General features: G+C 70.9%; 21 protein-coding genes and 1 riboswitch. Of the genes, 7 read left to right on the top strand and 14 right to left on the bottom strand.

From position 1 onward, the window contains the following. Positions 1–11 precede the first annotated feature (11 nt). The 7 genes from ACFWHU_RS32765 to ACFWHU_RS32735 form a co-directional block, all read right to left on the bottom strand. The gene (locus ACFWHU_RS32765; protein ID WP_387229402.1) at positions 12–887 is read right to left on the bottom strand and encodes a glycosyltransferase family 2 protein; all 876 of its coding nucleotides are present in this window, start codon (positions 885–887) and stop codon (positions 12–14) included. Positions 888–974: 87 nt separating this feature from the next. Further along, the gene (locus tag ACFWHU_RS32760) at positions 975–1,640 is read right to left on the bottom strand and encodes a potassium-transporting ATPase subunit C (RefSeq protein WP_387229400.1); all 666 of its coding nucleotides are present in this window, start codon (positions 1,638–1,640) and stop codon (positions 975–977) included. A 5-nt stretch (positions 1,641–1,645) separates the two neighbouring features. Continuing rightward, positions 1,646–3,796 carry a potassium-transporting ATPase subunit KdpB gene (gene kdpB / locus ACFWHU_RS32755; protein ID WP_387229397.1) on the bottom strand — a complete coding sequence of 717 codons (2,151 nt, stop codon included), beginning with the start codon at positions 3,794–3,796 and terminating at the stop codon, positions 1,646–1,648. Then, positions 3,793–5,457: a potassium-transporting ATPase subunit KdpA gene (kdpA, locus tag ACFWHU_RS32750; protein ID WP_387229394.1), complete on the bottom strand. Its 1,665-nt coding sequence runs from the start codon at positions 5,455–5,457 to the stop codon at positions 3,793–3,795. The genes kdpB and kdpA overlap by 4 nt, the downstream gene beginning before the upstream one ends. A gap of 6 nt (positions 5,458–5,463) precedes the next feature. Beyond that, positions 5,464–5,553 carry a K(+)-transporting ATPase subunit F gene (kdpF, locus tag ACFWHU_RS32745; RefSeq protein WP_387229391.1) on the bottom strand — a complete coding sequence of 30 codons (90 nt, stop codon included), beginning with the start codon at positions 5,551–5,553 and terminating at the stop codon, positions 5,464–5,466. A 275-nt stretch (positions 5,554–5,828) separates the two neighbouring features. Continuing rightward, positions 5,829–6,668 (bottom strand): CbtA family protein, encoded by an 840-nt coding sequence (locus ACFWHU_RS32740; RefSeq protein ID WP_387229389.1) that lies wholly within the window; start codon positions 6,666–6,668, stop codon positions 5,829–5,831. 36 nt (positions 6,669–6,704) lie between these two features. Further along, the gene (locus ACFWHU_RS32735) at positions 6,705–6,926 is read right to left on the bottom strand and encodes a CbtB domain-containing protein (protein ID WP_385801363.1); all 222 of its coding nucleotides are present in this window, start codon (positions 6,924–6,926) and stop codon (positions 6,705–6,707) included. Between the two features lie 74 nt (positions 6,927–7,000). Next, a riboswitch (cobalamin riboswitch) is annotated at positions 7,001–7,089 on the bottom strand. 124 nt (positions 7,090–7,213) lie between these two features. On the opposite strand from ACFWHU_RS32735, the gene ACFWHU_RS32730 reads away from it, so the two are divergent. Then, positions 7,214–7,786: a histidine phosphatase family protein gene (locus tag ACFWHU_RS32730; RefSeq protein WP_387229387.1), complete on the top strand. Its 573-nt coding sequence runs from the start codon at positions 7,214–7,216 to the stop codon at positions 7,784–7,786. Between the two features lie 74 nt (positions 7,787–7,860). On the opposite strand, the gene ACFWHU_RS32725 is transcribed toward ACFWHU_RS32730, so the two are convergent. From ACFWHU_RS32725 to ACFWHU_RS32710, 4 genes are all read right to left on the bottom strand, one after another. Continuing rightward, entirely contained in the window at positions 7,861–8,877 is a 1,017-nt protein-coding gene (locus ACFWHU_RS32725; RefSeq protein ID WP_385801270.1) for a hemolysin family protein, read from the bottom strand. Further along, on the bottom strand, positions 8,874–10,310 hold the full coding sequence (locus ACFWHU_RS32720; protein WP_387229384.1) for a hemolysin family protein: 1,437 nt from the start codon (positions 10,308–10,310) through the stop codon (positions 8,874–8,876). The genes ACFWHU_RS32725 and ACFWHU_RS32720 overlap by 4 nt, the downstream gene beginning before the upstream one ends. Before the next feature lie 350 nt (positions 10,311–10,660). Continuing rightward, positions 10,661–11,056: a DUF1992 domain-containing protein gene (locus tag ACFWHU_RS32715; protein WP_387229382.1), complete on the bottom strand. Its 396-nt coding sequence runs from the start codon at positions 11,054–11,056 to the stop codon at positions 10,661–10,663. A 115-nt stretch (positions 11,057–11,171) separates the two neighbouring features. Further along, entirely contained in the window at positions 11,172–12,266 is a 1,095-nt protein-coding gene (locus tag ACFWHU_RS32710; protein WP_387229380.1) for a PucR family transcriptional regulator, read from the bottom strand. A 273-nt stretch (positions 12,267–12,539) separates the two neighbouring features. Here ACFWHU_RS32710 and ACFWHU_RS32705 point away from each other — a divergent pair, with 273 nt between their 5' ends. From ACFWHU_RS32705 to ACFWHU_RS32695, 3 genes are all read left to right on the top strand, one after another. Then, positions 12,540–13,184, top strand: coding sequence for a hypothetical protein (locus tag ACFWHU_RS32705; protein WP_385801277.1), 645 nt, complete (start codon positions 12,540–12,542; stop codon positions 13,182–13,184). A gap of 102 nt (positions 13,185–13,286) precedes the next feature. Beyond that, positions 13,287–15,305: an SPFH domain-containing protein gene (locus ACFWHU_RS32700; protein ID WP_385801278.1), complete on the top strand. Its 2,019-nt coding sequence runs from the start codon at positions 13,287–13,289 to the stop codon at positions 15,303–15,305. Positions 15,306–15,517: 212 nt separating this feature from the next. Then, the gene (locus ACFWHU_RS32695; RefSeq protein ID WP_387229377.1) at positions 15,518–20,581 is read left to right on the top strand and encodes a DNA repair ATPase; all 5,064 of its coding nucleotides are present in this window, start codon (positions 15,518–15,520) and stop codon (positions 20,579–20,581) included. Between the two features lie 13 nt (positions 20,582–20,594). On the opposite strand, the gene ACFWHU_RS32690 is transcribed toward ACFWHU_RS32695, so the two are convergent. Further along, entirely contained in the window at positions 20,595–21,173 is a 579-nt protein-coding gene (locus ACFWHU_RS32690) for a TIGR03086 family metal-binding protein (RefSeq protein ID WP_387229374.1), read from the bottom strand. A 63-nt stretch (positions 21,174–21,236) separates the two neighbouring features. Between ACFWHU_RS32690 and ACFWHU_RS32685 the strand changes: the two genes are divergently transcribed. Continuing rightward, positions 21,237–22,055 carry a DUF6597 domain-containing transcriptional factor gene (locus ACFWHU_RS32685; RefSeq protein WP_387229372.1) on the top strand — a complete coding sequence of 273 codons (819 nt, stop codon included), beginning with the start codon at positions 21,237–21,239 and terminating at the stop codon, positions 22,053–22,055. A gap of 6 nt (positions 22,056–22,061) precedes the next feature. On the opposite strand, the gene ACFWHU_RS32680 is transcribed toward ACFWHU_RS32685, so the two are convergent. Beyond that, entirely contained in the window at positions 22,062–22,703 is a 642-nt protein-coding gene (locus ACFWHU_RS32680; RefSeq protein ID WP_387229370.1) for a hypothetical protein, read from the bottom strand. Between the two features lie 106 nt (positions 22,704–22,809). On the opposite strand from ACFWHU_RS32680, the gene ACFWHU_RS32675 reads away from it, so the two are divergent. Together ACFWHU_RS32675 and ACFWHU_RS32670 are read left to right on the top strand one after the other, a co-directional pair. Next, entirely contained in the window at positions 22,810–23,334 is a 525-nt protein-coding gene (locus tag ACFWHU_RS32675) for a GNAT family N-acetyltransferase (protein ID WP_385801287.1), read from the top strand. A 117-nt stretch (positions 23,335–23,451) separates the two neighbouring features. After that, positions 23,452–24,186: a Mut7-C RNAse domain-containing protein gene (locus ACFWHU_RS32670; RefSeq protein ID WP_385801289.1), complete on the top strand. Its 735-nt coding sequence runs from the start codon at positions 23,452–23,454 to the stop codon at positions 24,184–24,186. 33 nt (positions 24,187–24,219) lie between these two features. Here ACFWHU_RS32670 and ACFWHU_RS32665 read toward each other — a convergent pair whose 3' ends face one another. Beyond that, a complete protein-coding gene (locus ACFWHU_RS32665; protein ID WP_385801291.1) occupies positions 24,220–24,735 on the bottom strand; it encodes a hypothetical protein in 516 nt (171 codons plus the stop codon). Positions 24,736–24,829 lie beyond the last annotated feature (94 nt).

The raw sequence follows: 24,829 nt of genomic DNA, 5'->3' as shown, positions 1-24,829 counted from the left end.
GGAGGCGACAGTCACAGCAGCGGCGGGCGACCCAGACGCGTCATACGCCACACCGTGCGCCACCTCATCGGCCCGCGCGGACCGCACGGCGTCCGCACGCCCTCGGCGAAGCCGCCCCACCACGCCCTCAGACCTGTCAGGGACCGGATACGCGCCATGGTGAGAACGATCCACACACCGAGATAGACCGGGATGAGGGGAATCGGGAGCCGACGGCGCGCGAGCCACACCCGGTTGCGGGCCGTGAACCGGTAGTAGACCGCGTGCCTGGCCGGGGACGTCCTCGGGTGCTGGAGGACGAGCCCGGGTTCGTACAGGATCTTCCAGTCCCCGTCGAGCGCCCGCCATGCCAGGTCGGACTCCTCGTGCCCGAAGAAGAACTCCGCCGGCCACAGTCCGATCTGCCGGAGCATCGGCATCGAGAAGGCGTGGCCCCCGCCGAGGAAGGCGGTCACCGGACCTCGGCGCATCGGATCGTCCGCACGCAGCCGGGGCACCCAGCGGCGCTCCGTCCGTCCGTGTTCGTCGGCGACCCTGAAGCCGACGATCCCCAGCTTCGGGTCCTCCGCGAAAAGCCGCTGGACCTCGCGGAACACGTCGTCGGCGATGAGCAGGCCGTCGTCGTCCAGTTCGATGACGACGTCGACATCACCCGAGTCGCGCAGCATCTCCAGACCGACGTTGCGGCCGCCGGGACAGCCCAGATTCTCCCTGAGCGCGATCTTGGTCACGTTCGCGGAGACCTCGGTGAGGGGTGTCGCGTTGCCCACCAGAACCACCCGTGCCGCGGGCATGTCCTGCTTCTCCACCGAGGCGAGCAGAGCCCCCAGCTCCCGCGGGCGGGTGCCCATGGTCACGATGACGACTCCGATACGCGGCAACGGCATGGTGGCGAACTCCAGTGGACGGCGGAGTGCCGATGCTAGGGGGTGTCACGGAAGTCCCACCGACCGGCAGCGCTCCGCCGTCCCCCGTCACCCCTTCTCAAGCACCTTCAGCGCGATGTTCAGTTCGAGCACATTCACCCGAGGCTCCCCCACGAACCCCAGGATCCGGCCGTCCGTGTGATCGTTCACCAGCTTCTCTACCTGGTTGACGTCCAGGCCGTTCAGCTCCGCGACCCGGTGGACCTGGATCCGGGCGTACTCCGGGGAGATCGCCGGGTCCAGGCCCGAGCCGGAGGAGGTGACCGCGTCGGGCGGGACGTCCGAGGGCCTGACCTTGTACCCGTCGACCGAGTTGTCCTTGATGACGGCCGCCTTCGCGTCCTTCACCCACTGGATCAACTCCTCGTTGTCACCGGCCCTGTTGGTCGCTCCGGACAGGATCAGCTTGTACTGCGTGTTGACGCTGTTGGTGCCGAGCCCGTTGGACGGGCGGGGCTGGAACCACTTGAGGTCGGGCGCCGGGGTCTCCTCGCCCTTCTTCAGGGGCAGGTCGTAGCGCTGGCCGATGAGTTCGGAGCCGACGACCTTGCCGTTCGAGGTGATCTCGGAGCCGTTGGCCTGGTGGTTGAAGAGGCCCTGGCCGATGCCCATGACGGCGAGCGGGTAGATCACGCCGCAGACGAGGGTCAGTACGAGCAGGGCGCGCAGCCCCGCCCCGAGGAGCCGTGCGGTGCTTCCGACTGAGGTGTTCATGGACATCAACCGATTCCGGGGATGAGTGAGATGAGAAGGTCGATGATCTTGATGCCGGCGAACGGGGCGATCAGACCGCCCACGCCGTAGATCCCGATGTTGCGCCGCAGCATCCGGTCCGCGCTCATCGGGCGGTACCGCACACCGCGCAGGGCCAGGGGCACCAGCGCGACGATGATCAGCGCGTTGAAGATCACCGCCGAGAGGATCGCGGACTCGGGCGACGACAGGCTCATGATGTTGAGCTTGTCCAGGCCCGGATAGACGACCGCGAACATCGCCGGGATGATCGCGAAGTACTTCGCGACGTCGTTGGCGATCGAGAACGTCGTCAACGCACCGCGAGTGATCAGCAGTTGCTTGCCGATCTCGACGATCTCGATGAGCTTGGTCGGGTTGGAGTCCAGGTCCACCATGTTCCCGGCCTCCTTGGCGGCCGAGGTACCGGTGTTCATGGCCACGCCGACGTCCGCCTGGGCCAGCGCGGGGGCGTCGTTCGTACCGTCACCGGTCATCGCGACGAGCTTCCCGCCCGCCTGCTCACGCCTGATGAGCGCCATCTTGTCCTCGGGCGTGGCCTCGGCGAGGAAGTCGTCCACGCCCGCCTCGTCCGCGATGGCCCGCGCCGTCAGCGGGTTGTCACCCGTGATCATCACGGTCTTGATGCCCATACGGCGCAGCTCCTCGAACCGCTCCCGCATGCCCTCCTTGACGACGTCCTTGAGGTGGATGACGCCCAGGATCCGCGCCCCGCGCCCGTCCTCGACCGCGACGAGCAGCGGCGTTCCGCCGTCCTCGGAGATGCGGTCGGTGAGGGTGTGCGCGTCCGGCGCGACGTGACCGCCGTGCTGTTCGACCCACGCGACGACCGAACCGGCCGCGCCCTTACGCACCTTGCGTCCATCCACATCGACACCCGACATGCGGGTCTGTGCGGTGAAGGACACCCACTCGGCGTGCGCCAACTCGCCCTGGTCGCGCTCGCGCAGCCCGTACTTCTCCTTCGCCAGCACAACGATCGACCGGCCCTCGGGCGTCTCGTCGGCCAGCGAGGACAACTGGGCGGCATCCGCCAGATCAGCCTCGGTGACATCCATGACCGGCAGGAACTCGGCCGCCTGCCGGTTGCCGAGCGTGATCGTGCCGGTCTTGTCCAGGAGCAGTGTCGAGACGTCACCCGCCGCCTCCACGGCGCGTCCCGACATCGCCAGGACGTTGCGCTGCACGAGCCGGTCCATGCCGGCGATGCCGATGGCCGAGAGCAGCGCGCCGATGGTGGTGGGGATCAGACAGACGAGCAGTGCGGTCAGCACGATCATCGACTGCTGGGCGCCCGCGTAGATCGCGAACGGCTGGAGCGTGACGACGGCCAGCAGGAAGACGATGGTGAGGGACGCGAGAAGGATGTTCAGCGCGATCTCGTTGGGTGTCTTCTGCCGGGCCGCGCCTTCGACCAGCGCGATCATCCGGTCGATGAACGTCTCGCCGGGCTTGGTCGTGATCTTGACGACGATACGGTCGGAGAGGACCTTCGTCCCCCCGGTGACCGCGCTGCGGTCACCGCCCGACTCGCGGATGACGGGGGCCGACTCACCGGTGATCGCGGACTCGTCGACGGAGGCGACTCCCTCCACGACATCGCCGTCACCGGGGATGATGTCGCCGGCCTCGCAGACCACCAGGTCCCCGACGCGCAGTTCGGTGCCCGGTACCCGCTCCTCGTTCCGGCCGGCGAGCCGCCGTGCGACGGAGTCGGTCTTGGCCTTGCGGAGGGTGTCCGCCTGCGCCTTGCCGCGGCCCTCGGCGACGGCCTCGGCGAGGTTGGCGAAGATCGTGGTCAGCCAGAGCCAGACGGCGATCGCCCAGCCGAACCACTCGCCCGGCTCGGTGATGGCCAGCACGGTGGTGAACACCGAGCCGATCTCGACCACGAACATGACGGGTGACTTGACCATCACCCGCGGGTCGAGCTTGCGCAGCGCGTCGGGGAGGGACTTGACGAGCTGCCGGGGGTCGAAGAGGCCGCCGCCGACGCGCCCGTCGCCGTCGGGCCGGTGCGAGGTCGGCACGTCGGAGTGCGGCGCCCGCGAGGGACCGGGCCCCGAGCCGGAACCGGAGCCGGGATCGGGTGTGGGGGCGGATGTGGCAGTGCTCATGACGCGAGTCCTTCGGCGAGCGGTCCCAGCGCGAGCGCCGGGAAGTAGGTCAGACCGGCGACGATCATGATCGTGCCGACGAGCAGCCCGCTGAAGAGGGGCTTGTCGGTACGCAGGGTGCCCGCGGTCATCGGCACCGGTTTCTGCTCGGCGAGCGAGCCGGCCAGCGCCAGCACGAACACCATGGGGAGGAAGCGGCCGAGCAGCATCGCGATACCGATCGAGGTGTTGAACCACTGGGTGTCGGCATTGAGTCCGGCGAACGCCGAACCGTTGTTGTTGGCGCCCGACGTATAGGCGTACAGAATCTCGGAGAATCCGTGCGCACCACTGTTCGTCATCGAATTCGCGGGCGTGTTCATCGCCATCGCCACACCGGTGAAACAGAGCACCAGGGCCGGGGTGATGAGGATGTAGCACGCGGCGAATTTGATCTGCTTGGTGCCGATCTTCTTGCCCAGGTATTCGGGTGTACGGCCGACCATCAGGCCCGCGAGGAACACCGCGATGACGGCCATGACGAGGATTCCGTAGAGTCCGGATCCCACACCGCCGGGTGCGATCTCGCCCAACTGCATGCCAAGCATGGCGATTCCGCCGCCGAAACCGGTGTAGGAGGAGAGGAACGAATTCACCGCACCGGTGGAGGTGAGTGTCGTCGCCACCGAGAAGATGGACGAGGCGCCGATTCCGAAGCGCGTCTCCTTGCCCTCCGTCGCACCGCCGGCGATGTCGAACGCCGGTCCGCCGTGGTGGAATTCGGTCCACATCATCAGCGCGGTGAAGACGATCCAGATCGTCACCATCGTGGCGAGGATCGCGTAACCCTGCTTGACGCTGCCGACCATCCGGCCGAAAGTCCGGGTGAGCGAGAGCGGAATGAGCAGGATGAGGAAGATCTCAAGGAGGTTCGAGAGGCCGTTGGGATTCTCGAAGGGGTGGGCGGAGTTGGCGTTGAAGTAACCGCCGCCGTTGGTGCCCAGCTCCTTGATGGCCTCCTGCGAGGCCACGGCGCCGCCGTTCCACTGCTGGCTGCCGCCCATGAACTGACCGACCGGGTGGATGCCCGCGAAGTTCTGGATCGCCCCGCAGGCGACCAGGAGTACGGCTCCGACCAGCGCGATCGGCAGCAGGATACGGATCGTGCCGCGCACCATGTCGGCCCAGAAGTTGCCGAGTTCACCGGTACGGGAGCGGGCGAAGCCCCGTACGAGCGCGACCGCGACGGCCATGCCCACGGCGGCCGACAGGAAGTTCTGCACCGCGAGGCCGCCGGTCTGTACGACATGGCCCATGGCCTGTTCGCCGTAGTAGGACTGCCAGTTGGTGTTGGAGACGAACGAGGCGGCGGTGTTGAACGCCTGGTCCGGATCGATCGACGAGAAACCGAGCGAACCGGGCAGGGAGCCCTGAATCCGTTGCAGCAGATAGAGAAAGAGGACACTCACCAGCGAGAAGCCGAGAACTCCGCGCAGATAGGCGGGCCAGCGCATCTCGGTGGCGGGATTGGCGCCGATGGCGCGGTAGATCCATTTCTCGACCCGCAAATGTTTCGGGGAGGAGTAGACACCGGCCATGTAGTCGCCGAGCGGTCGGTATGCCAGAGCCAGCGCCACCATGAGCGCGAGCAGCTGGAGCACACCGGCGAGGACGGGGCTCATCAGGGCTCAGAACCTCTCCGGGTACAGAAGGGCGAGGACGAGATAGCCCAGCAGGGCGACGGCGACGGCGAGGCCGACAATGTTCTCCGCGGTCATAGCTTCGCCACCCCCTTGGCAACGAAAGCCACCAGCGCGAACAGCGCGATCGTGGTGACGACGAAGGCCACATCGGCCATCGTGAGCTCCTGAATGAGGTCGGAATTACTTGGACCTCTAGAGGAGAACCTCTTTTTTCCGGAGTACGCCCTACGTTGACGGGTCCCATACGGCCCGGGGCATGCGTTTTACGGATCTCATACACGGATGGCCCATACATGCCTTGTGCCCGGCAGGATTCCCTGCCGGGCACAAGATGGGGACGACTCCCGGCGTCAGCCGGTACGTGCCGCGGACGCGCCCGTCAGGGCTTCCGGGTCCTGCCCGGTGAGCCTGTCGTCCGCGGGGCGCAGCGCGCGCTCCGCCAGCGCGCCGAAGATCAGCCCGAACGCCGTCCACAGCAGCGCCTGGACTGCCAGCGAGGCCAGTCTGAACTCCCAGAGCAGCGCGGCCGGGAAGGTCTCTTGCACGGCGTCGGTGTTGGCGGGCAGCAGCAGACAGGCCACGGCCATGACCACCACGTAGCCGCCGCCGGCCACGACGGTCGCGCTCCAGTTGCCCAGCTTCGGCGCGAGCCGCCGCCCGGCGATGACGGCGACGACCGCGATCAGCACACTGAGCGCGATCATCAGGAAGAACAGCGTGGTGCGTTTGCCGATGGTGTCGGGATTGCCGACGGCGGGCGGGGTCGCCGGATATTTGAGGAACGGCACCAGATAGACGGTGGTGAAGGCGGCGGCCGCGACCAGCGCGGCCGTCGCCCGGGGCCGGAGCCGGCCGACCCGGCCCAGACAGAGAGCGAAGGCCAGCGAGGCGATGCCGCCCAGGGCGACTCCGTAGACGAGGACGCCGGTGGCGAGGCCGAAGGTCGACTGGACCGGCCGCGTGACCAGCTCCTCCTCTTCCTCGGCGGGCTCGCCGGCGGGCTGTTCGGCGGGCGCGGGAGCCGCGTCGCCGTGCTCGTGCGCCGGCGCGGACTGCGACTCCTCCAGCGCGATGGAGGAGTCGATGGACGGCTCCCCCACCACGTAGGCGAGCGCGAAGGCGAGCAGTCCGGCGACGACGCCCGCGATCATGCCGCGGACCAGAAGGGTTCTTACGGTGGACGTATGCATGACGATGTTCTCCGAGGGTGACCTCCGTCCGTGAGATCAGTGGCAGGGGAAGCCGAGCAGATGACGGCCGTCGTGCACCCACTCGTGCACACCCGCCCCGGAGAACACCGACGTCGCGCCCTGTTCGGCGCCGACGAAGTACAGCAGCGCCAGCATCAGCGTCCCCACGAAGACCGCCCAGGGCAGAACCGCCCGCAGGGGCAAGGGAGTCAGGGGGGATATCGCAGACCCGATGGGCGAAGAAACGGCCGGCGGCACGATGGACTCAGCCACGGCACAACCTCCTTGGGAACTCGCGTCCCGTTCAGTGGAGCTCGCACGACGACGATCGGGTCTGACTCACCGGGCCGTCTCGCCGCGCGTACGCGGTGACAGCTCGGCATACAGTGGCGCGACCGTGCCGGAATCTCACCGGACTTCCGTCCCGCCGTCGTGATATCGACGTGAACGTACCGCGATCGGGCAGGTGGGCCAAGAGGACGAATCGTCCGGGGCCTCGGTGAACGCCGGTACGGGACCGGCCACGCGCGAACCTGGAGTGCTCTGTGACCACACGCGTGACGTTGATCTCACCGGCGTTGAGCACCGCGTTGCGTGAGGCGCGCTTCGCGGACGGACCGCTGGACGCGGCCGGGCTGCGCCAGGCCGCGGCCGCGCGGAGTGCGGTCGTTGACGCCGACCAGATGTTCGCGTCCCCGTCGGTGCGTTGCGAGCAGACCGCCGAAGCACTCGGCCTGGCAACGGAGTCGCTGCCCGAGCTGCGCGCCTGCGCGATGGGCCGCTGGCGCGGGCTGCGGCTGGACGAGGTCGCCGCCACGGAGCCGCAGGGGGTCGCCGCCTGGCTGGCGGACCCGGCGGCGGCGCCGCACGGCGGGGAGTCGCTGGAGGCGCTGCACACCCGCGTGGGCGACTGGCTCGACGCGCTGCCCGCCGACGCCCGTGTCATCGCGGTGGCCGAGCCCGATGTCGTACGCGCGCTGACGGTGCACGCGATAGGGGCGCCGGCGCGGGTGTTCTGGCGGATCGACGTACTGCCGCTGACGGCCACGGAGCTGAGCGGCCGGGGCGGCCGCTGGAACCTCCGCGGCGGCCGCCCCTTGCAGGTGACTTCCCACTAGGCCCTGTCCGGTGGGCCTGTTCGTCCTCGATCACCGGACGGGCCCGGCGTTCTGTCCTCAGACCCCGGACGGGCTCATTTGGCCGGGCCACCCACCAGTTCGCCCAGTACGTCCTCCATCGTCACGAAGCCGAGCACCGTGCCCGCCTCGCCCGTCACCGCCGCCAGGTGGCTGTCGGCCGCGCGCAGCGCGGTGAGGGTGTCGTCCAGCGGGGTGTCGATCCTGACCCGCGTGACCGCGTGGAGCGCGGCGCGCGGGAACGGCTTGGCGCGGTCGGCGACGCCGAGGGTGTCCTTGATGTGCAGGTAGCCCAGGACGGCGCCCGCGGGGCCGGTGACCGGGATCCGTGAGAAGCCGGCCGACGACGCGATCCGCTCCAGTTGCTCGGGCGTCACCCGGTGGTCGACGGTGACCATCCGGCGCAGCGGTACGAGCAGCTCGCCGACCGGGCGGGTGCCCAGCTCCAGCGCGTCCCGCAGCCGTTCGCCGTCGGCCGGGGAGAGCAGCCCGGCCTGGCTGGAGACGGCGACCATACGGGCGAGTTCGTCGTCGTTGAAGACGGCGGCGACCTCGTCCTTGGGCTCCACCTTGATCAGCCGGAGCAGGACGTTGGCGAACGCGTTGATGCCGAAGATCAGCGGACGCAGCGCGCGGGTCAGGGCGACCAGCGGCGGGCCGAGCAGCAGCGCCGACTTGGTGGGCGCGGCGAGCGCGATGTTCTTCGGGACCATCTCGCCGAACAGCATGTGCAGATACGTCGCCACGGTCAGCGCGATCACGAACGCGATCGGGTGCACCAGGGCCTCGGGGACCCGCGCCGCCTCGAAGCCGGGCTCCAGCAGGTGCGCGATGGCCGGTTCGGCCACGGCCCCCAGGACCAGCGAGGAGACGGTGATGCCCAGTTGGGCCGTGGCCATCATGGCCGACAGGTGCTCAAGGCCGTACAGCACGGTGTGCGCCCGCTTGTCGCCCTTGCGGGCGTGCGGCTCGATCTGGCTGCGGCGGACGGCGATCAGGGCGAATTCGGCGCCGACGAAGAACGCGTTGGTGAGCAGCGTCAGGGCGCCGATGGTGAGTTGCAGGGTGGTCATCGGGCTTCTCCGGCGTACTGGCGCGAGGAATCGTCGGTGTCGGGTACGGCGCCGCGATCGGCGGACACCCCGGCGTGGGGCACCCGGCCGGACGCCGCGTACGGCTGCGCGTCGGACTCCGCCGCGGCGGCCCGCGCCGGCTCGGTGATGTGCACGCGGTCCGCGCGGTGGTGCTCGATGTCCAGGACATCGAGCCGCCAGCCGTCCAGCTCGACCGTGTCGCCCTGGACGGGGATGCGCGCCAGCCGGGCCGCGACGAGTCCGGCGACGGTCTCGTACGGCCCCTCCGGGGCGGCCAGCCCGATCCGCGCCAGCTCGTCGATCCGTACGCTGCCGTCCGCCTCCCAGGTCGCGAGCCCGTCCGCGGTCGGCGGCGCGGGCAGCAGGTCGGGGGTCTCGACGGGGTCGTGCTCGTCGCGTACCTCGCCGACGACCTCCTCGACGATGTCCTCCATGGTCGCCACGCCGGCGGTGCCGCCGTATTCGTCGATGACCACGGCCATCGTGCGCGCGGCGCGCAGCCGGTCCAGCAGCCGGTCTGCGGTCAGGGTGTCGGGCACCAGCAGCGGCTCGCTGGCCAGCTCGGTGACGGACACGCGGGCACGCCGCTCCGGTTCGAGGGCGAGGACGTCACGGATGTGGACCGTGCCGATCACCTCGTCCAGGCTGTCGCGGTAGACGGGGAAGCGGGAGAGACCGGTGGCGTGCGTGAGATTGGCCGCGTCGGCCGCGGTCGCGCCGGCTTCGAGCGCCTGGACGTCGACGCGGGGCGTCATCACGTTCTCCGCGGTCAGCTCGCCGAGTCGCAGCGTCCGTACGAACAGCTCGGCCGAGTCCTGCTCCAGCGCGCCCTCGGCGGCGGAGTGCCGGGCGAGGGAGATCAGCTCGTCGGGGGTACGGGCGGAGGCCAGCTCGTCGGTGGGCTCCAGGCCCATGCGCCGGACGAAACGATTCGCCGTGCTGTTGAGATGCCTGATGAGCGGGCCGAAGGCGGCGGTGAAGCCGCGCTGCGGGCCCGCGACGACCTTGGCGACGGCCAGGGGCCGCGAGATCGCCCAGTTCTTGGGGACCAGCTCGCCGATGACCATCAGCACGACCGTGGAGATCACGACACCGAGAACGGTGGCCACCACCGAGGCGGCCGAGCCGAGGCCGACGGCCACCAGCGGTCCGCGCAGCAGCACGGCCATGGACGGCTCGGCGAGCATGCCGATGACCAGCGAGGTCACGGTGATGCCCAGCTGGGCGCCGGAGAGCTGGAACGTGAGGCGCCGGACGGCCTTCAGGGCGCCTTCGGCGCCTCGCTCCCCGGCCGCGGCGGCGCGCTCCAGGCTGTCGCGCTCGACCGTGGTGAGGGAGAACTCGGCGGCGACGAAGACGGCGCAGGCGAGGGTCAGCCCGAGGGCGATCAGGAGGAGGAAGATCTCGGTCACCGTGCCACCCCCGCTCCGCCGGTCAGCTGCTGCGGAGGAGAAATGGCACGGCTGGTACTAGGAGGCTCCATCGTGGAACTGCTGCTTCCTTCTTGGTCGGTCGGGGCGTCCCCGCCGTGATCGGCAGAAGGGACGGAACATCATGGTAAAGGAATGGCAAACAGAATGGCAGTACCCGGAAGGGTGACTGAGAGTGACTGCGGCGCGGTCCGTGAAGTGGCCCTTCGCCGGACGGGACGGGCCGGTGTCACGTGCCGGATGTCACGTCTCGGGCGTCACGTGCCCGTCGTCACGTGCCCGACGTCACGTCTCGGGCGTCACGTCTCGGGCGGGACTCCGCGGGCACGCCCTCAGTGGCGCTCGCGCCACTCGGCGGCGATCTCTTCTACGTCATAGGGCTTCTTGTTCAGCGTCGGCCCGGCCGGCGGCCTGGCGGTCGCGGCGCGGATCTTCTCGTTGATGTCGGCGATGATCCGCCGCGCCTGCGCCTCCGACGCGGCCTCGCGCGCGGCTGCGACCGCGTCCTCGACCTCCTTACGGAGTCTCAGCGTCGGCGGCAGGTGGGAGATTCCCTCCCGCTCCATCTTTCCCTTGATCCACCACAGTTCGTCGTACGGGGCGTCCACCGACGCCAGCGGCCGCCCGGCGCCCGGCAGGTTGTCGAAGGCGCCGCGCTCCGCCGCCTCCCGGACCTGTCTGTCCACCCAGGTCTCGAAGTTGACGCCGGGTGGCTTGCGCTCGGTCATCGTGCGACCTCCTGTTTCGACTGCGCCTTCGCTTTCGCCTTCGACTTCGATTTCGACGGTGGCTGGGGCACCGGGCCATCTCCATGGTGCCTGGCGACACGGCGCGGGGGAACGTTCAGAGTTCCTTCGCCGGCCAGTCCAGCAGCCGCGCGCCGATCACCGCGGTCTGGAGCGTGTAGCGGTGGAACGGCTCCGCCGGGTCCGACCCGGTGAGCTTGTGTATGCGCTCCAGCCGGTACGTCAGCGCCCGCACGCTCAGATTCAGCCGCCGCGCCGCCTCCGCCGCCACACATCCCGCGTCGAAGTACGCCGTCAACGTGTCGAGCAGCGGTCGCGCTCCGCCGCGCGCCTCCGTAAGAGGACCGAGCGCGCTGCGTACGAGATCCGCCATCGCCTCGCGGTCCCGGCTAAGCACCGGATAGACCAGCAGGTCGGCCGCCCGCAGCACCGGCTCGTCCAGCGCCATGCGGTCGGCGAGATCGTGCGCGCTGAGGGCCTCCTCGTACGACTGCACGACACCGCCCGCCCCCGGATGCGCCCGTCCGATGGCCACCCGCCCGCCGTCCGTCGCCGCGTGCGCCTGCTTGGCGAAGTAGGTGAGAACGTCGCCCTCGTCGGCCGGCGCGACACAGATCAGCCGCCCGTCCTTGGTGGTCAGCAGGATGCGGCGGTCGCCGAAGCGGGAGACGAGGGCGAGTTCGACGCCGCGGGTGACCGGGTCGGTCTCGGCGTACGCGCTCTCCCCCACGGCCACGGCCACCGCGTGCGCGTGGGAGAGCTGGAGCCCGAACCGCCCGGCGCGCTCGGCGAGTCGTCCCAGGTCGCTGCGCCCGTGCAGCAGGTCGTCGATGAACTCGCGCCGGGACGCCTCCTCGCGGCGTACGGCGAGGCGCTGGGCCCGCTCGTACCCCTCGGCGAACGCGTCGACCGCCTGCTCGACGGCGGCCAGGACGCTGTCGGCGGACGCCGTGTCGGCCGAGGAGACGGGCCAGGCGTCGCGGGTGGCGGTCAGATGCCTGCTGACGAGGGCGCGCAGGCCGTGCCCGGCTTCCGCGGCCTGTTCGCCCAGCGCGCGGCGCGAGTCGAGTTCGTCGCGGGTGAGGCGGCGCCCGGTCGCCGCGACGTCCGAGAGGATCCGGTCGTAACCGGTCAGATACTCCTGGAACATCGCGGGATCCATGGTCCGGCCTGTTGTCGTCTGGTCCGTCATCCGAGCCCCCCGGCTTCCTGATCCGTCCTGACGCGTTCTTAACGCGCAGGGCATCCAGCCTGTCAGACCCCGGTCCGGCGAAGGCACCCGGCATTAAGGAAGCGTAAAGATTGCCGGGATCCGGCAATGCGCGCACTGCCCGCCGGCTGACAGGATCGGACCACGGAAAACGGGGGACGGATTCCGGTGCCGGAGTGCGCGCACTCGCACTCCGGCATCCGGAGCCGGTCCGGTCGGACACGACGGCGGAGCGTCGGACGAGGGGGAACGGGAATGCGTGAATTCATCGACGCGGCACTCGGATTCCCCACTTTCCTCTTCACCGCCGCGCTGATCGTGGTCATCGGCTTCTGGCTGCTGGTACTCACCGGCGTCGCCGAGACCGACACCTTCGACTCGGACGTCGACCTCGACGCCGCCGGGATCGGCGGAGTGCCGGTCACCGTGGCCTTCTCCCTGCTGACGGCTCTCGCCTGGTTCGGGAGCCTCGCCGGGTCCGTGACGCTGCACCGCTTCGGTGCCTTCGACGCCTCCGGTCTCGTACGGGCCGTACTGACGCTCACCGTCCTGGCCGGCGCGACACTGCTCGCCTGGTGGGCCACCCGGCTGCTCGTACGGCCGCTGCACACGCTCTTCCCCGACGAACCCGGGCCGTCCCGGCTCGACTTCGTGGGACTGACCTGCACCATCCGCACGGGGAGGGTGGATGCCTGGTTCGGCCAGGCCGAGGTCGCGGCGCGGGACGGTTCCACCGCCGTCGTACAGGTCAGGCAGCACCGCGCGGACATGGCGAAGGCCGACGCGCCGCTCCTGGGCAACGGCAGCACGGGGCTGCTGTACGCCTACGACGAGGCCGGCGAGTTCTTCTGGGTCGCGCCGTACGACACGGCGCTCGACCCGCGCGCCTCGGCCGCCTGACCGCCGCCGCTCCCTCTCCGGCTTCCGTCAACCGATCCTCCCTGTCTTCCCTCACCTGATCCTCGTCGGTCGGGCCCTCATGCCTCCACGCAAGGACTACTCATGGATGCCATCACCTTGGGCGTCGGCGTGCTCGTCGCCGTCGTCCTGCTCGTCGCAGTGACCCTGCTCCTGATCGTCAGCCGGCTCTTCCGCAAGGTCGAGCAGGGCAAGGCGCTGATCGTCTCGAAGATGCGGAAGGTCGACGTCACCTTCACCGGCCAGGTCGTCCTGCCCGTACTCCACAAGGCCGAGACGATGGACATCTCCGTCAAGGCCATCGACATCACCCGCACCGGCCGGGACGGGCTGATCTGCCGCGACAACATCCGCGCCGACATCCGGATCTCGTTCTTCGTCCGGGTCAACAAGACCACCGAGGACGTCATCAAGGTCGCGCAGGCCATCGGCACCGCGCGGGCCAGTGACAAGGAGACGTTGCAGGAGCTGTTCAACGCCAAGTTCTCCGAGGCGCTGAAGACGGTCGGCAAGCAGCTCGACTTCACCGATCTCTACACCAAGCGCGACGAGTTCAGGGACCGGATCATCCAGGTCATCGGCACCGACCTCAACGGCTACAGCCTGGAGGACGCGGCGATCGACTACCTGGAGCAGACGCCGCTCGCGCAGCTCGACAGCAACAACATCCTGGACGCCCAGGGCATCCGGAAGATCACCGAACTGACGGCCATCGAGCACGTGCGCACCAACGAGTTCCGGCGCACCGAGGAGAAGGAGACCACCCGCCAGAACGTCGACGCCCGGGAGGCCATCCTGGAGCTGGAGCGCCGTCAGGCCGACGCGGAGATCAAGCAGAAGCGCGAGATCGACACCGTACGGGCCCGTGAGGAGGCCGAGACGGCGCGGGTGCGCGAGGAGGAGCGGCTGCGGGCGCAGAGTGCCTTCCTCAGTACGGAGGAGCAGCTCGGCGTCCAGCGCGAGAACCAGGCGCGCGAGGTCGCCGTCGCCGAGAAGAACCGCGAGCGGGTCATCGCCATCGAGACCGAGCGCATCGAGAAGGACCGCCTCCTTGAGGTCATCGCACGTGAGCGGGAGACCGAACTGACCCGTATCTCGGCCGAGAAGGAGGTCGAGACGGAGCGCAGGGAGATCGCCGAGGTGATCCGCGAGCGGATCGCGGTGGACCGTACGGTCGCCGAGCAGGAGGAGTCCATCAAGCGGCTGCGCGCCGTGGAGTCCGCCGAGCGCGACCGCCAGGCGATCGTCATCGCGGCGGAGGCCGAGGCGCAGGAGAAGCTTGTCAAGGACATCAAGGGCGCCGAGGCCGCCGAGCAGGCGGCGGTCCACCGGGCCGCCGAGCAGATCACGCTCGCCGAGGCGCGGGTGAAGTCGGCGGATCTGGACGCGCGGGCCAAGACGCGGCTCGCGGAGGGCATCCAGGCCGAGACGGCGGCCGTCGGGCTGGCCGCGGTGCAGGTGCGCGAGAAGGAGGCGGACGCGGTCGAGAAGGCCGGCCGCGCGGAGGCCGGGGCGACGGAGGCGCGGCTGCGCGCGGAGGCGGCCGGGCTGACCGAGAAGGCGGCGGCGATGGCCGCGCTGGACGAGGCGTCGCGGGGCCACGAGGAGTACCGGCTGCGCCTGGAGGCGGACAAGGAGGTACGGCTCGCGGACCTGGAGACGCGGCGGCAGGTCGCCGAGGCACAGGCCGCGGTGCTGGCGACGGGGCTGGAGAGCGCGGACATCAACATCGTCGGCGGGGACACCGTCTTCTTCGACCGGCTGGTGTCGTCGATCTCCTTCGGCAAGGGCCTGGACGGCTTCATGGAGCACTCGGACACCGCGCGGACGCTGGCGGGGCCGTGGCTGGACGGGTCGGCGAGCTTCACGGACGACCTGGCGAAGATGCTCGGGTCGGTGTCGACGGCCGACGTGCGGAATCTGACGGTGTCGGCGCTGCTGACGAAGCTGATGACGTCGGGCGGCGGCGCGGGACCCCGCAGCGGCCAGCTGGGCGAACTGCTCGACAAGGCGAAGCAGTTGGGCCTCGCGGACATGCCGATCGCGGAGCTGAGCGGGGTGGGCGGGGACGTGCGGCTGAACGGCACGCTCAACAAGCCCTGACGGCGGCCCGCCGTCAGGGCGGGGTCCTCAACCGCGACGTTGCGGTCGAAGCCCCGGCCGGTGCTGCGCACGGACCGGCCGTACGCGGCCGGCCTCGGGCCGCGACGGCGCAGCGCCGCGCCGACCGCGGGCACATGACCGGCCGGGGCTGCCACCACGGGGGTGTGGCGGCTCCGGCTCCTCTTCGCCTACCCCGCAGGGAGTGACCACTGATGACAACCACGGCCAACGGGGCGGGTACAGCCACCGATACGGCTCCCGAGCCGGGCACGCCCGCCGGCGCCGGTGCGGACACCCGCATCGACGCCGGTGCCTACGAGGTGCTGCGTGACCGGCTCGCCGCACGGGGCGGCGAACTCGCCCTCCGTACGGAAGCGCTCAACTCCCGCCGCACCGAGTCCTTCGGCTCCACCGAACTGCGGCTCACCGGCACCGGACACCTCCGGACACCGCACGCGAGCATGCCCCGCGACATCGTCGCCGTCGGCGACGCACTGCTCTTCGGGCACGCCGTCGACACCACCGCGGACGCCGGCCGCGGCCCCGAGATCGCGGTCGCCGACGTCTTCGCCCTCCACGACCGCGCGCTCGACCCGCTCCCCGAGGACGCGGTCCCCGGACTGCTGGACGACCCCGCCTTCGTAAGAGAGCTGGGCGCGCTGTTCCGCTACTACCGCGACGCCCGGCTGCTCCAGCTGCGCCATCTCGGCGGCAAACTGCTGGCCGTCTTCCGTACCGGCGAGAAGACCGGTGACATCCGCGTACTGCGCTGGGCGCTGCGCACCGACGGCACCGCCCGGTTCCTCGACGCGCGCGGCGACCGGGACCATGTCTTCCCGCCGTCGCACGACATGGAGTGGACGCCCGCCACCCGCGACGACCACGTCCTCGGCCGCCACCCGCACATCCGCGTCGGCGGTGAGGCGTACGTCTCCACGGTCGGCGGCTCCCTCACCCTCAAGGCCGAGGACGACACCGAGACGGCCGAGGGCATCCACTCCGAGCCCGTCACCGAACCCCTCCAGTCCCTCGCCGACGCCGACGTCGCCCACGCGCGCGTGGGCGCGCTGCTCCTGCTGCGCGTGCGCCCTTACAAGGAGGACGCGTGGCGGCATCTCGTCCTCAACACCCTCACCGGGAAGGTCACCCGTCTCGACGGCATCGGCCGGTCCTGCCGCCGGCTCCCGGAGGACCAGGGCATCGTCTTCCCGGGCGGCTACTACCTGGCGGCCACCGACACCGCCAAGACCTTCGACACGGACGCGGGAGAGGGATCCGCCGGAGACCTGGAGTTCGAGCGGGCGGTGTCCTCCCCCAACGGTGAGGACGTGCTGTACGTCTTCCAGGACCGTGCCGAGGGCCGCACCCTCCTCCTGCCGTACAACGTCATCCGTAAGGAGGCCGCGGCGCCGCTGACCGGCTCCGGGTACGCCGTCTTCGACGACGGCGCCCTCATGACCCTGCGCGCCGCGACGGAGCCCGCGCGGGTGCATCCGCTCCAGCTCTGGCACTCGCCGTACGTCTCAGACACCTACGCCGCCACCCGCCCCGCCGGCACCGGGCCCCTCGCCCGCGTCGGCAACGCCGACCTCGTGCGCGGTATCGCGGACTGTCTCTCGATCGCCCGCGCGGTCGCCGGGACGACGGCGCCCACCGCGACGCCGACGACGGCCGCGTACGCCTCGCTCGTCACCGCCTGCGCCCGCGCCGCCGACCGTCACCACTGGCTGACCGACCCGGAACTGGACGCCCCGCACGACCTGCTGGCCGAGATCAGGGCCACCGCCGAGCAGGTGCTCGGCGAGTTCGAGACCGTACGGACCCTGACCAAACAGGCCGCCGACGCGCTCACCGAGTCCGCCGCCAAGGTCACCGCGCTCGTTCGCCGCGTCCGTGGCGAGGCACCCCGCAGCGCGGCCGACTGGGTGGACCGGCTCACCGAACTCCGCCGTGCACAAGGCCACTTGGTGACACTGAAGGAGATGCGGTACGCGGACACCGACCGGATCGACTCCCTCGTCGCGGCCACCGAGGGCGACATCGACGCCGCCGCGCGCCGCGCCGTCGCCTTCCTCGGACGCGAGGACGCCTTCGCCGGCCACCACGCGGAGGTCGAGCGGCTGACGGCCGACGCGGCGGCCATCACCACCGTCGCCGAGGCCGCACCCGTCGCCGACCGCCTCCGAGAGCACGCCGCCGGGCTGCGGACCGTCACCGACGTCGTCACGGGGCTCGACATCGGCGACACCGTCGTCCGCACGTCCGTCCTGGAGCGCGTCGCGGACGTCCTCGGCGGTGTCAACCGCGCCCGCGCCACGCTCGAAGCGCGCCGCTCCGAACTCCTCGACCACGAGGGCCGCGCCGAATTCGCCGCCGAATTCGCCCTGCTGGGACAGGCGGTGACCGGCGCGCTCGCCGCCGCCGACACCCCCGAGACCTGCGACGAACAACTGGCCTCGCTGCTTCTTCAGTTGGAGGACCTTGAGTCCCGCTTCGTCGAGTACGAGGGCTTCCTCGCCGAGCTGGAAGCCAAGCGCACCGAGGTCTACGAGGCGTTCGCGGCCCGCAGGCAGAGCCTTCAGGACGCCCGCGCGCGGCGGGCCGAGCGGCTGGCCGAGTCGGCCGTGCGCGTACTCGGCTCGATCACCCGCAGGCTCTCCTCGCTCGCCGACACCGACGCCGTCAACACCTACTTCGCCTCCGACCCGATGGTCGCCAAGGTCCGCCGCACGGCCGGCGAACTGCGTGAGCTGGGCGACCGGGTACGGGCGGAGGAACTGGACGGCCGGCTCACCTCGGCCCGCCAGGAGGCCGCACGCGCCCTGCGCGACCGCACCGACCTGTACGCGGACGGCGGCGCCACGATCCGCCTGGGCCGCCACACCTTCGCGGTCAACACCCGGACGCCGGAGCTGACCCTCGTCCCGCACGGCGAGCGCACGGCGCTCGCGCTCACCGGCACCGACTACCGCGATCCCGTCACCGACCCCGCGTTCGAGGCGACCCGCCCGTACTGGAGCCAACTGCTGCCCTCCGAGTCCCCCGAGGTCTACCGCGCGGAGCACCTGGCCGCCCGTCTGCTGGCCGAACACGGCGCCGCCGGGCTCCGGGACGCCGACGACCTCCCGGCGCTCGTCCGCGCGGCGGCGGAGGCCGCGTACGACGAGGGCCACCAGCGCGGTGTCCACGACCACGACGCGACGGCGCTCCTCACCGCGCTGCTGCGTCTGCACGACGAGGCGGGTCTGCTGCGCCACCCGCCCGCGGCCCGCGCGGCGGCGCAACTGTTCTGGGCGCACGGCGTGACGGCCCGGTCACGGGAGGACTGGACGCGGCGGGCGGTGTCGCTGGCGCGCGTGCGCGAGACGTTCGGGCCGGCCGTCGGGATCGACGCCTTCCGTACGGAGGTGGCGTCGGCGGTACGGGACTTCGGCGCGCACGGCGCCGACACCGGAGCTGACACAGGTGCCGGGACGGGTGCCGGGACGGGTGCCGAGACGGATGACGTCACAGGTGCCGTCACGGATGCCGATCCCCTCCACGTCGCCGACTACCTCTTCGAGGAGCTGACCAGCGGCCCGCCCGGTTTCGTCACCGGCGCGGCGGCCCGCGCACTGCTCGACGGCTTCCACCGCTCCCCCGGCGGCCCCGCATTCAACGAGGACCTGAAGCAGGCGCGGGACGACAGCCTCGCCGCCCGGCGACAGCTCGTCGAGGCGTGGCTCATGTCGTACAGCGCCGCGTCCCACGCGCCGGGCGAGCGAGCCGACGCGGGAGACCTGGCCGAGGCGGTGGCCGTCGCGCTCTGCCCGGAACTCGACCGGTACGACTCCACGGCGGACCTCACCACCGAGGTCGACGGCCTGCTCGGCAGCCATCCGCGCGTCACCGGCCGCCGGATGACCGTACGGATCGACGAACTCCTCTTCAAGACAAGGAACTTCCGCGAGCGGACGGTTCCCGGTTTCCGCGCCTACCAGCGACAGCGCACCGCCCTGGTGGCCAGCGAGCGGGCCCGGCTGCGGCTGGACGAGTTCCGTCCCCGGGTCATGTCCTCCTTCGTACGGAACCGGCTCATCGACGAGGTCTACCTGCCGCTGATCGGCGACAACCTCGCCAAGCAGCTCGGCACCTCCGACGACAGCAGGCGCACCGACACCAACGGACTTCTGCTGCTCGTCTCACCGCCCGGCTACGGCAAGACGACGCTCATGGAGTACGTCGCCGACCGGCTCGGCCTCCTCCTGGTGAAGGTCGACGGTCCGGCGCTCGGCCACGCGGTCACCTCGCTCGACCCGGCCGAGGCACCGAACGCCACCGCGCGCCAGGAGGTCGAGAAGATCAACTTCGCGCTGGCGGCGGGCAGCAACACCCTCCTGTACCTGGACGACATCCAGCACACGTCACCGGAGCTGCTTCAGAAGTTCATCGCGCTGTGCGACGCGCAACGCCGCATCGAGGGCGTGTGGGAGGGCGAGGCGCGCACGTACGACCTGCGGGGCAAACGGTTCGCGGTCTGCATGGCCGGCAATCCGTACACCGGCACCGGCGGGCGCTTCCGGGTCCCCGACATGCTCGCGAACCGCGCTGACGTGTGGAACCTCGGCAACGTACTGACCGGCAAGGAGGACGTGTTCGCGCTGAGCTTCGTGGAGAACGCCCTCACGTCCAACCCGGTGCTCGCGCCCCTCGCGGGCCGCGACCGGCGCGATCTCGACGTGCTGGTACGCCTCGCGGACGGCGCCCCCGGAGCCACGTCCGAGGCCCTGGTCCACCCGTACGCCCCCGCCGAGCTGGAGCGTGTCCTCGCCGTCCTGCGGCATCTGCTGACCGCCCGGCGCACGGTCCTCGCCGTGAACGAGGCGTACATCGCGTCGGCGGCGCGGACGGACGAGTCGCGTACCGCACCGCCGTTCCAGCTCCAGGGCTCGTACCGCAACATGAACAAGATCGCGGCGCGCATCGACCCGGTGATGAACGACGCCGAGCTGGCGGCCGTCATCGGCGACCACTACGCGGGCGAGGCGCAGACCCTCACCACGGGCGCCGAGGCGAATCTGCTGCGGCTGGCCGAGCTGCGGTCGTCGCTGACACCGGAACAGGCCGACCGCTGGGCGGAGATCAAGGCGGCCTACGTACGAAGGCAGGCACTCGGCGGCCCGGAGGGCGACCTGATGACACGGGCGGTCGCGGCGCTCGGCCTGCTGGCGGACCGCGTGGCGGCGGTGGAGTCGGCGATCACGCGGGCCGGCACCTCAAGTCTGTCCGTTGACTGAGGACAGGCGCGGCTCACGCGTGGGCCGGCGGCTGCCATCCGGGATCACGCCCGGTCTCGGCCAACAGGGACTCGAACGCCGTCGCGTCCCCGCCCACCGGGAAGGGCTCGCCGAAGACGTTCATCGACCGGGCCGTCGGCGCCAGCGCCGCGAACTCGACGCCCAGCATCCTTACGACGGCGGCGTCCGGCTCGTACGGCTGCCCGGTCGCGCGGGCCAGATCCCAGGAGTGCACGGTCAGATCGCCGAGTGCCATCGCGCCGACGGTCCGCGCGGGCATGTTCATGGCTCCGGTGAGGCCGTCCTCCGCGCCCGGCGCGGCCCATGCCCCGATCAGCCCGTCGATCTCGGCGGCGAACCGCTCGCGCCGGTCGTCCGACAGGCGCTCGGGCGGGGAGCCGAAGTCGGACTCGCCCTTGCCCGCGAGCGCCTGGAAGTTGGTGATCACCTGGAAGAGGTGGTCGAGCAGGCCGTGCACGTCGTACTCGACGCAGGGGGTGGGCAGGGTGAGCTGGTCGTCGCGCACACCGCGCAGCACCGGCAGAGCGTCGGCGGCGGCCGCTTCGAGGAGGGTGCTGATCTTGTCGTCCATGGCACCGACGCTATGGTCGGCGGCCCTCGCGCGTATTGAACAAACGCGACATAGGATCCCGCCATGGCAGCAGCTCCACGGCGCGACACCCGAGGCATCGTCGACGCCTCCGGACTCTTCGCTCGGGCCGATTTCCGCCGCCGCCTGCCGGCACCGGAGCTGCGCCGTTACGTGGAGCTGTACTGGCTGATCGACTGGGATCTGTCGGAGCCTTACGCCTCCCATGTCGTCCCGCACCCCTCGGTGAACGTCGTCTTCCAGCGGTTCGGCGCGGCCCCGCCCTGGGGCGAGGTCGCGGGGATCGGGCTCGAACTGTTCACACAGAAGCTGGAGGGACGCGGCCGGGTGTGCGGGGTGAAGTTCCGCCCCGGCGGCTTCCGGCCGTTCGCGCCCGCGTGGCCGGTGTCCGAGTGGTCCGGCCGGCGGGTGCCGATCGCCGAGGTGCTGCCCGCGAGCGACGCGGACGTCGGCGCGGTCCTGGACCCGCCCGGCGAGGACGCGCGGGTCGCCGCGCTCGACACGTACCTGCTGGGTCTGGGCGCGCGGCCGGACCCGCAGGCGGACGAGGCCATGAGGGTCGTCGCTCTGGTCGGCGAGGACCGTGCGATCCGGCGGGCGGCGCAGCTCGCGACGGCGGCCGGGCTGTCGGTGCGTTCGTTGCAGCGGCTGTTCGCCACCTACGTGGGAGTCGGGCCGAAGTGGGTCATCCTCCGTCACCGCATCCACGAGGCGCTGGAGCGCGCGGAAGCGGCGGACGGAGTCGACTGGGCGGCGCTGGCGGCCGAGCTGGGCTACAGCGACCAGGCGCATCTGGTGCGGGACTTCACGGCGACGGTGGGCGTGCCGCCGACGGCGTACGCGCACGCGCACTCGGTCCGGTAGCTCTCGTCAGTAGCTCTCGGTCACGGCGACGACGCCCAGGCCGTGGGCGGCGGCGTACCGGAGTACCCGCAGCGGCCCCGCCAGCAGCCCGGCGGAGTCGAACTCCCCCTCCGGCGCGTCCGCCATCGCGTACGCCCAGGCGTCGATGCGGGCGAGTACCTCCCTGCGCCGGGGCCCCGTCACGGCCAGCACGGACTCGGCGCCCGGCAGCACGGCCCGCACTTCGTCGGCGGTGAGGAGGAAGTCCCCGAACCAGCCCGGCAGCCGGGACGACGCCTCGGCGCCGAGACCGTGGTGGAGCGCGGTCGCGGGCTCCCCCTTGCGTACGGCAACGGCGAACAGCGCGTCCGGATCGCTCCCGTCGGCGTCGGCACGTCGCAGGAGGCCGGTCGCCGCGTCCTTCATGGCGACCACGGCGGGGGCGGAGGGGCCGCCGCCGCGCGCGAACGCGGCGAAGCGGTGTGCGGCGGGGGTCGGTTCGGGCGTGAAGTACGGTTCGCGGTCGCCGCCGCCCAGCCACCAGCCCAGGTCCTCGGCGCAGCCGTCCGGGACGGTCCAGGTCTCGTCGAGATGGGCGAACCGCCGGGGCAGGGCGACGACCTCGGCGTCGGGCACGGCGCCGACCGACCAGACGCCCGTGTAGCTCACGCGACCGCACCTCCCGCTCCGGTTGTCGGCGCTCCGTTGCCGGTGCCTCTGTCATGGCCTCGTCGTCAGTGCCCCGTTGTCAGTGCCCCGACCTAGAGTCGGTCACATGGAAATGAAAGCACCCCGAGTGCGGCTGGAGCCATGGTCGGAAGGGGACCTCGGCCTGCTGCGCGCCGCCAACGCGCCGGAGCTGATGGAGCATCTTGGCGGCCCCGAGACCGAGGACCAACTGCTCGTCAGGCACCACAGGTACGTGGCCCTGAGCGCCGACCGGACAGGCAAGGGCCGGATGTTCCGGATCGTCCTGCTGCCGGACGGCGTTCCGGTGGGGAACACCGGCTTCTGGGAGACCACCTGGCAGGGGCAGGACGTGTACGAGACGGGCTGGGGCGTGCTCGGGGAGTTCCAGGGGCGCGGGCTCGCGGTGGCGGCGACGAAGGCGGTGGTGGAGGCGGCGCGGGCGGAGCGCGGGCACCGCTATCTGATGGCGTACCCGTCGGTGGACAACGGCGCGTCGAACGCGGTGTGCCGCAAGGCGGGTTTCGAACTGCTCGGGGAGGGCGAGTTCGAGTATCCGGTCGGCCACATGATGCGGTGCAACGAGTGGCGGCTGGATCTGGAGGCGCGGTGATCACGGAGTCGCGGAGTCGCGGAATGATCGCGGAGTGTCGGCGAGCGATCACGGACCGATGCCGCGCCCACGCGGAAAGCCCTGGCCCGCCTCGCGGCCCGGTGACATGCTGACGATGTGAACGGACCGGAGATCCACCTCACCTTCGCCTCCGAGCTGCACGTCTTCGTCCCGGCCGGGCGGCGCGGCGGGCGTACGGCCGTGGCCACGGACGGCTCGTCCACGCTCGGCCACGTCGTCGAATCCCTCGGCGTCCCGCTCACCGAGGCCGGTCAACTCCTCGTCGACGGACGCCCGGTGGCCACGTCGCACATCCCGTCGGCGGGCGAGTCGGTGGAGGTACGGGCCGTGGCCAGGCCGCAGCGCGTACCGGGCGCACCGCTGCGCTTCCTGCTCGACGTCCACCTCGGCACCCTCGCCCGCCGTCTGCGGCTGCTGGGCGTCGACGCGGCCTACGAGAGCGAGGACATCGGCGATCCGGCGCTGGCCGCGCTCTCGGCGAAGGAGCGACGGGTCATGCTCTCCCGCGACCGGGGCCTGCTGCGGCGCCGGGAGATCTGGGCGGGGGCGTACATCTACAGCGACCGCACGGACGACCAGCTCAGGGACGTTCTGGGACGGTTCGCGCCCGTGCTCGCCCCGTGGACCCGCTGCACGGCCTGCAACGGTCCGCTCGGGGCGGCCGACAAGGACTCGGTCCAGGCCAGGCTGGAGCAGGGCACGCAGCGTACGTACGACGTCTTCGCGCAGTGCACGGCCTGCGGCAGGGTCTACTGGCGCGGCGCGCACCACGCGCGGCTGGCGGCGATCGTGGATGAGGCGTTGCGCGAATTCGGCGGCGCGGCGGCGTAGTTGCCGGGCCCTACCTGTTGTCGGGACCCGGATTCAGTAGATGTACAGATCGCCGGTGGCCGGGACGAGCACGTGGTGCTTGTCGTTGTCGGGGTTCAGGTCCACGGCGCCGCCGTTCCACACGGTGGCGATGTCCATGGACATCTCGGCGGGATCGCCGACCGTCCGCAGATCGAGCAGGAACTCGCTGTCCCGTCCGTCGGCCCGCAACGCGCCCGCCTGGCAGTACACGACCTGGTTCCCGCCCCACAGGCACCCGACGGGCAGCGCCTGCCCGACGGCCAGCTGTTCGGAGAACGCGATCCTGGCCGTGGCGCCGGCCAGGTCCGACGGGCCGTGGTTGCCGGTCGACAGCCGTACGGCGAGCCGCCCGCCCCGCAGGGAGACATGGCCGTGGTGCGCGACGTCGGCCTCGGCCGGACCCTGTTCGGGCCCGTGTTCGGAACCCTGGCCGACGCCCGCGCCGGGGGCTTCCACGCCCGAGCCCGAACCCGCGCCCATCATCACGGCCACGGCCGCGGCGGACACCACCATCATCGCTCTGTGCATTACACGCATAATCGGAAGATACCCCCACAACCTTCCCTTACCTGACCAACCGTCAGCGTGGCGAGTCGTCTTCCGCCCTCATGGCGGCCTTCGC

The organism is Streptomyces sp. NPDC060366 (genome assembly GCF_042725135.1).
GTDB lineage: Bacteria > Actinomycetota > Actinomycetes > Streptomycetales > Streptomycetaceae > Streptomyces.
The sequence above is the reverse complement of the archived record's forward strand: the minus strand, read 5'-3'. Positions and strand labels throughout refer to the sequence as shown.

Coding starts and splice junctions, on each gene's coding strand:
- ACFWHU_RS32765 (WP_387229402.1), bottom strand. CDS start 887: ATGCCGTTGCCGCGTATCGGAGTCGTCATCGTGACCATGGGCACCCGC.
- ACFWHU_RS32760 (WP_387229400.1), bottom strand. CDS start 1,640: ATGAACACCTCAGTCGGAAGCACCGCACGGCTCCTCGGGGCGGGGCTG.
- kdpB (WP_387229397.1), bottom strand. CDS start 3,796: ATGAGCACTGCCACATCCGCCCCCACACCCGATCCCGGCTCCGGTTCC.
- kdpA (WP_387229394.1), bottom strand. CDS start 5,457: ATGAGCCCCGTCCTCGCCGGTGTGCTCCAGCTGCTCGCGCTCATGGTG.
- kdpF (WP_387229391.1), bottom strand. CDS start 5,553: ATGACCGCGGAGAACATTGTCGGCCTCGCCGTCGCCGTCGCCCTGCTG.
- ACFWHU_RS32740 (WP_387229389.1), bottom strand. CDS start 6,668: ATGCATACGTCCACCGTAAGAACCCTTCTGGTCCGCGGCATGATCGCG.
- ACFWHU_RS32725 (WP_385801270.1), bottom strand. CDS start 8,877: ATGACCACCCTGCAACTCACCATCGGCGCCCTGACGCTGCTCACCAAC.
- ACFWHU_RS32715 (WP_387229382.1), bottom strand. CDS start 11,056: ATGACCGAGCGCAAGCCACCCGGCGTCAACTTCGAGACCTGGGTGGAC.
- ACFWHU_RS32710 (WP_387229380.1), bottom strand. CDS start 12,266: ATGACGGACCAGACGACAACAGGCCGGACCATGGATCCCGCGATGTTC.
- ACFWHU_RS32705 (WP_385801277.1), top strand. CDS start 12,540: ATGCGTGAATTCATCGACGCGGCACTCGGATTCCCCACTTTCCTCTTC.
- ACFWHU_RS32700 (WP_385801278.1), top strand. CDS start 13,287: ATGGATGCCATCACCTTGGGCGTCGGCGTGCTCGTCGCCGTCGTCCTG.
- ACFWHU_RS32695 (WP_387229377.1), top strand. CDS start 15,518: ATGACAACCACGGCCAACGGGGCGGGTACAGCCACCGATACGGCTCCC.
- ACFWHU_RS32690 (WP_387229374.1), bottom strand. CDS start 21,173: ATGGACGACAAGATCAGCACCCTCCTCGAAGCGGCCGCCGCCGACGCT.
- ACFWHU_RS32685 (WP_387229372.1), top strand. CDS start 21,237: ATGGCAGCAGCTCCACGGCGCGACACCCGAGGCATCGTCGACGCCTCC.
- ACFWHU_RS32675 (WP_385801287.1), top strand. CDS start 22,810: ATGGAAATGAAAGCACCCCGAGTGCGGCTGGAGCCATGGTCGGAAGGG.
- ACFWHU_RS32665 (WP_385801291.1), bottom strand. CDS start 24,735: ATGCACAGAGCGATGATGGTGGTGTCCGCCGCGGCCGTGGCCGTGATG.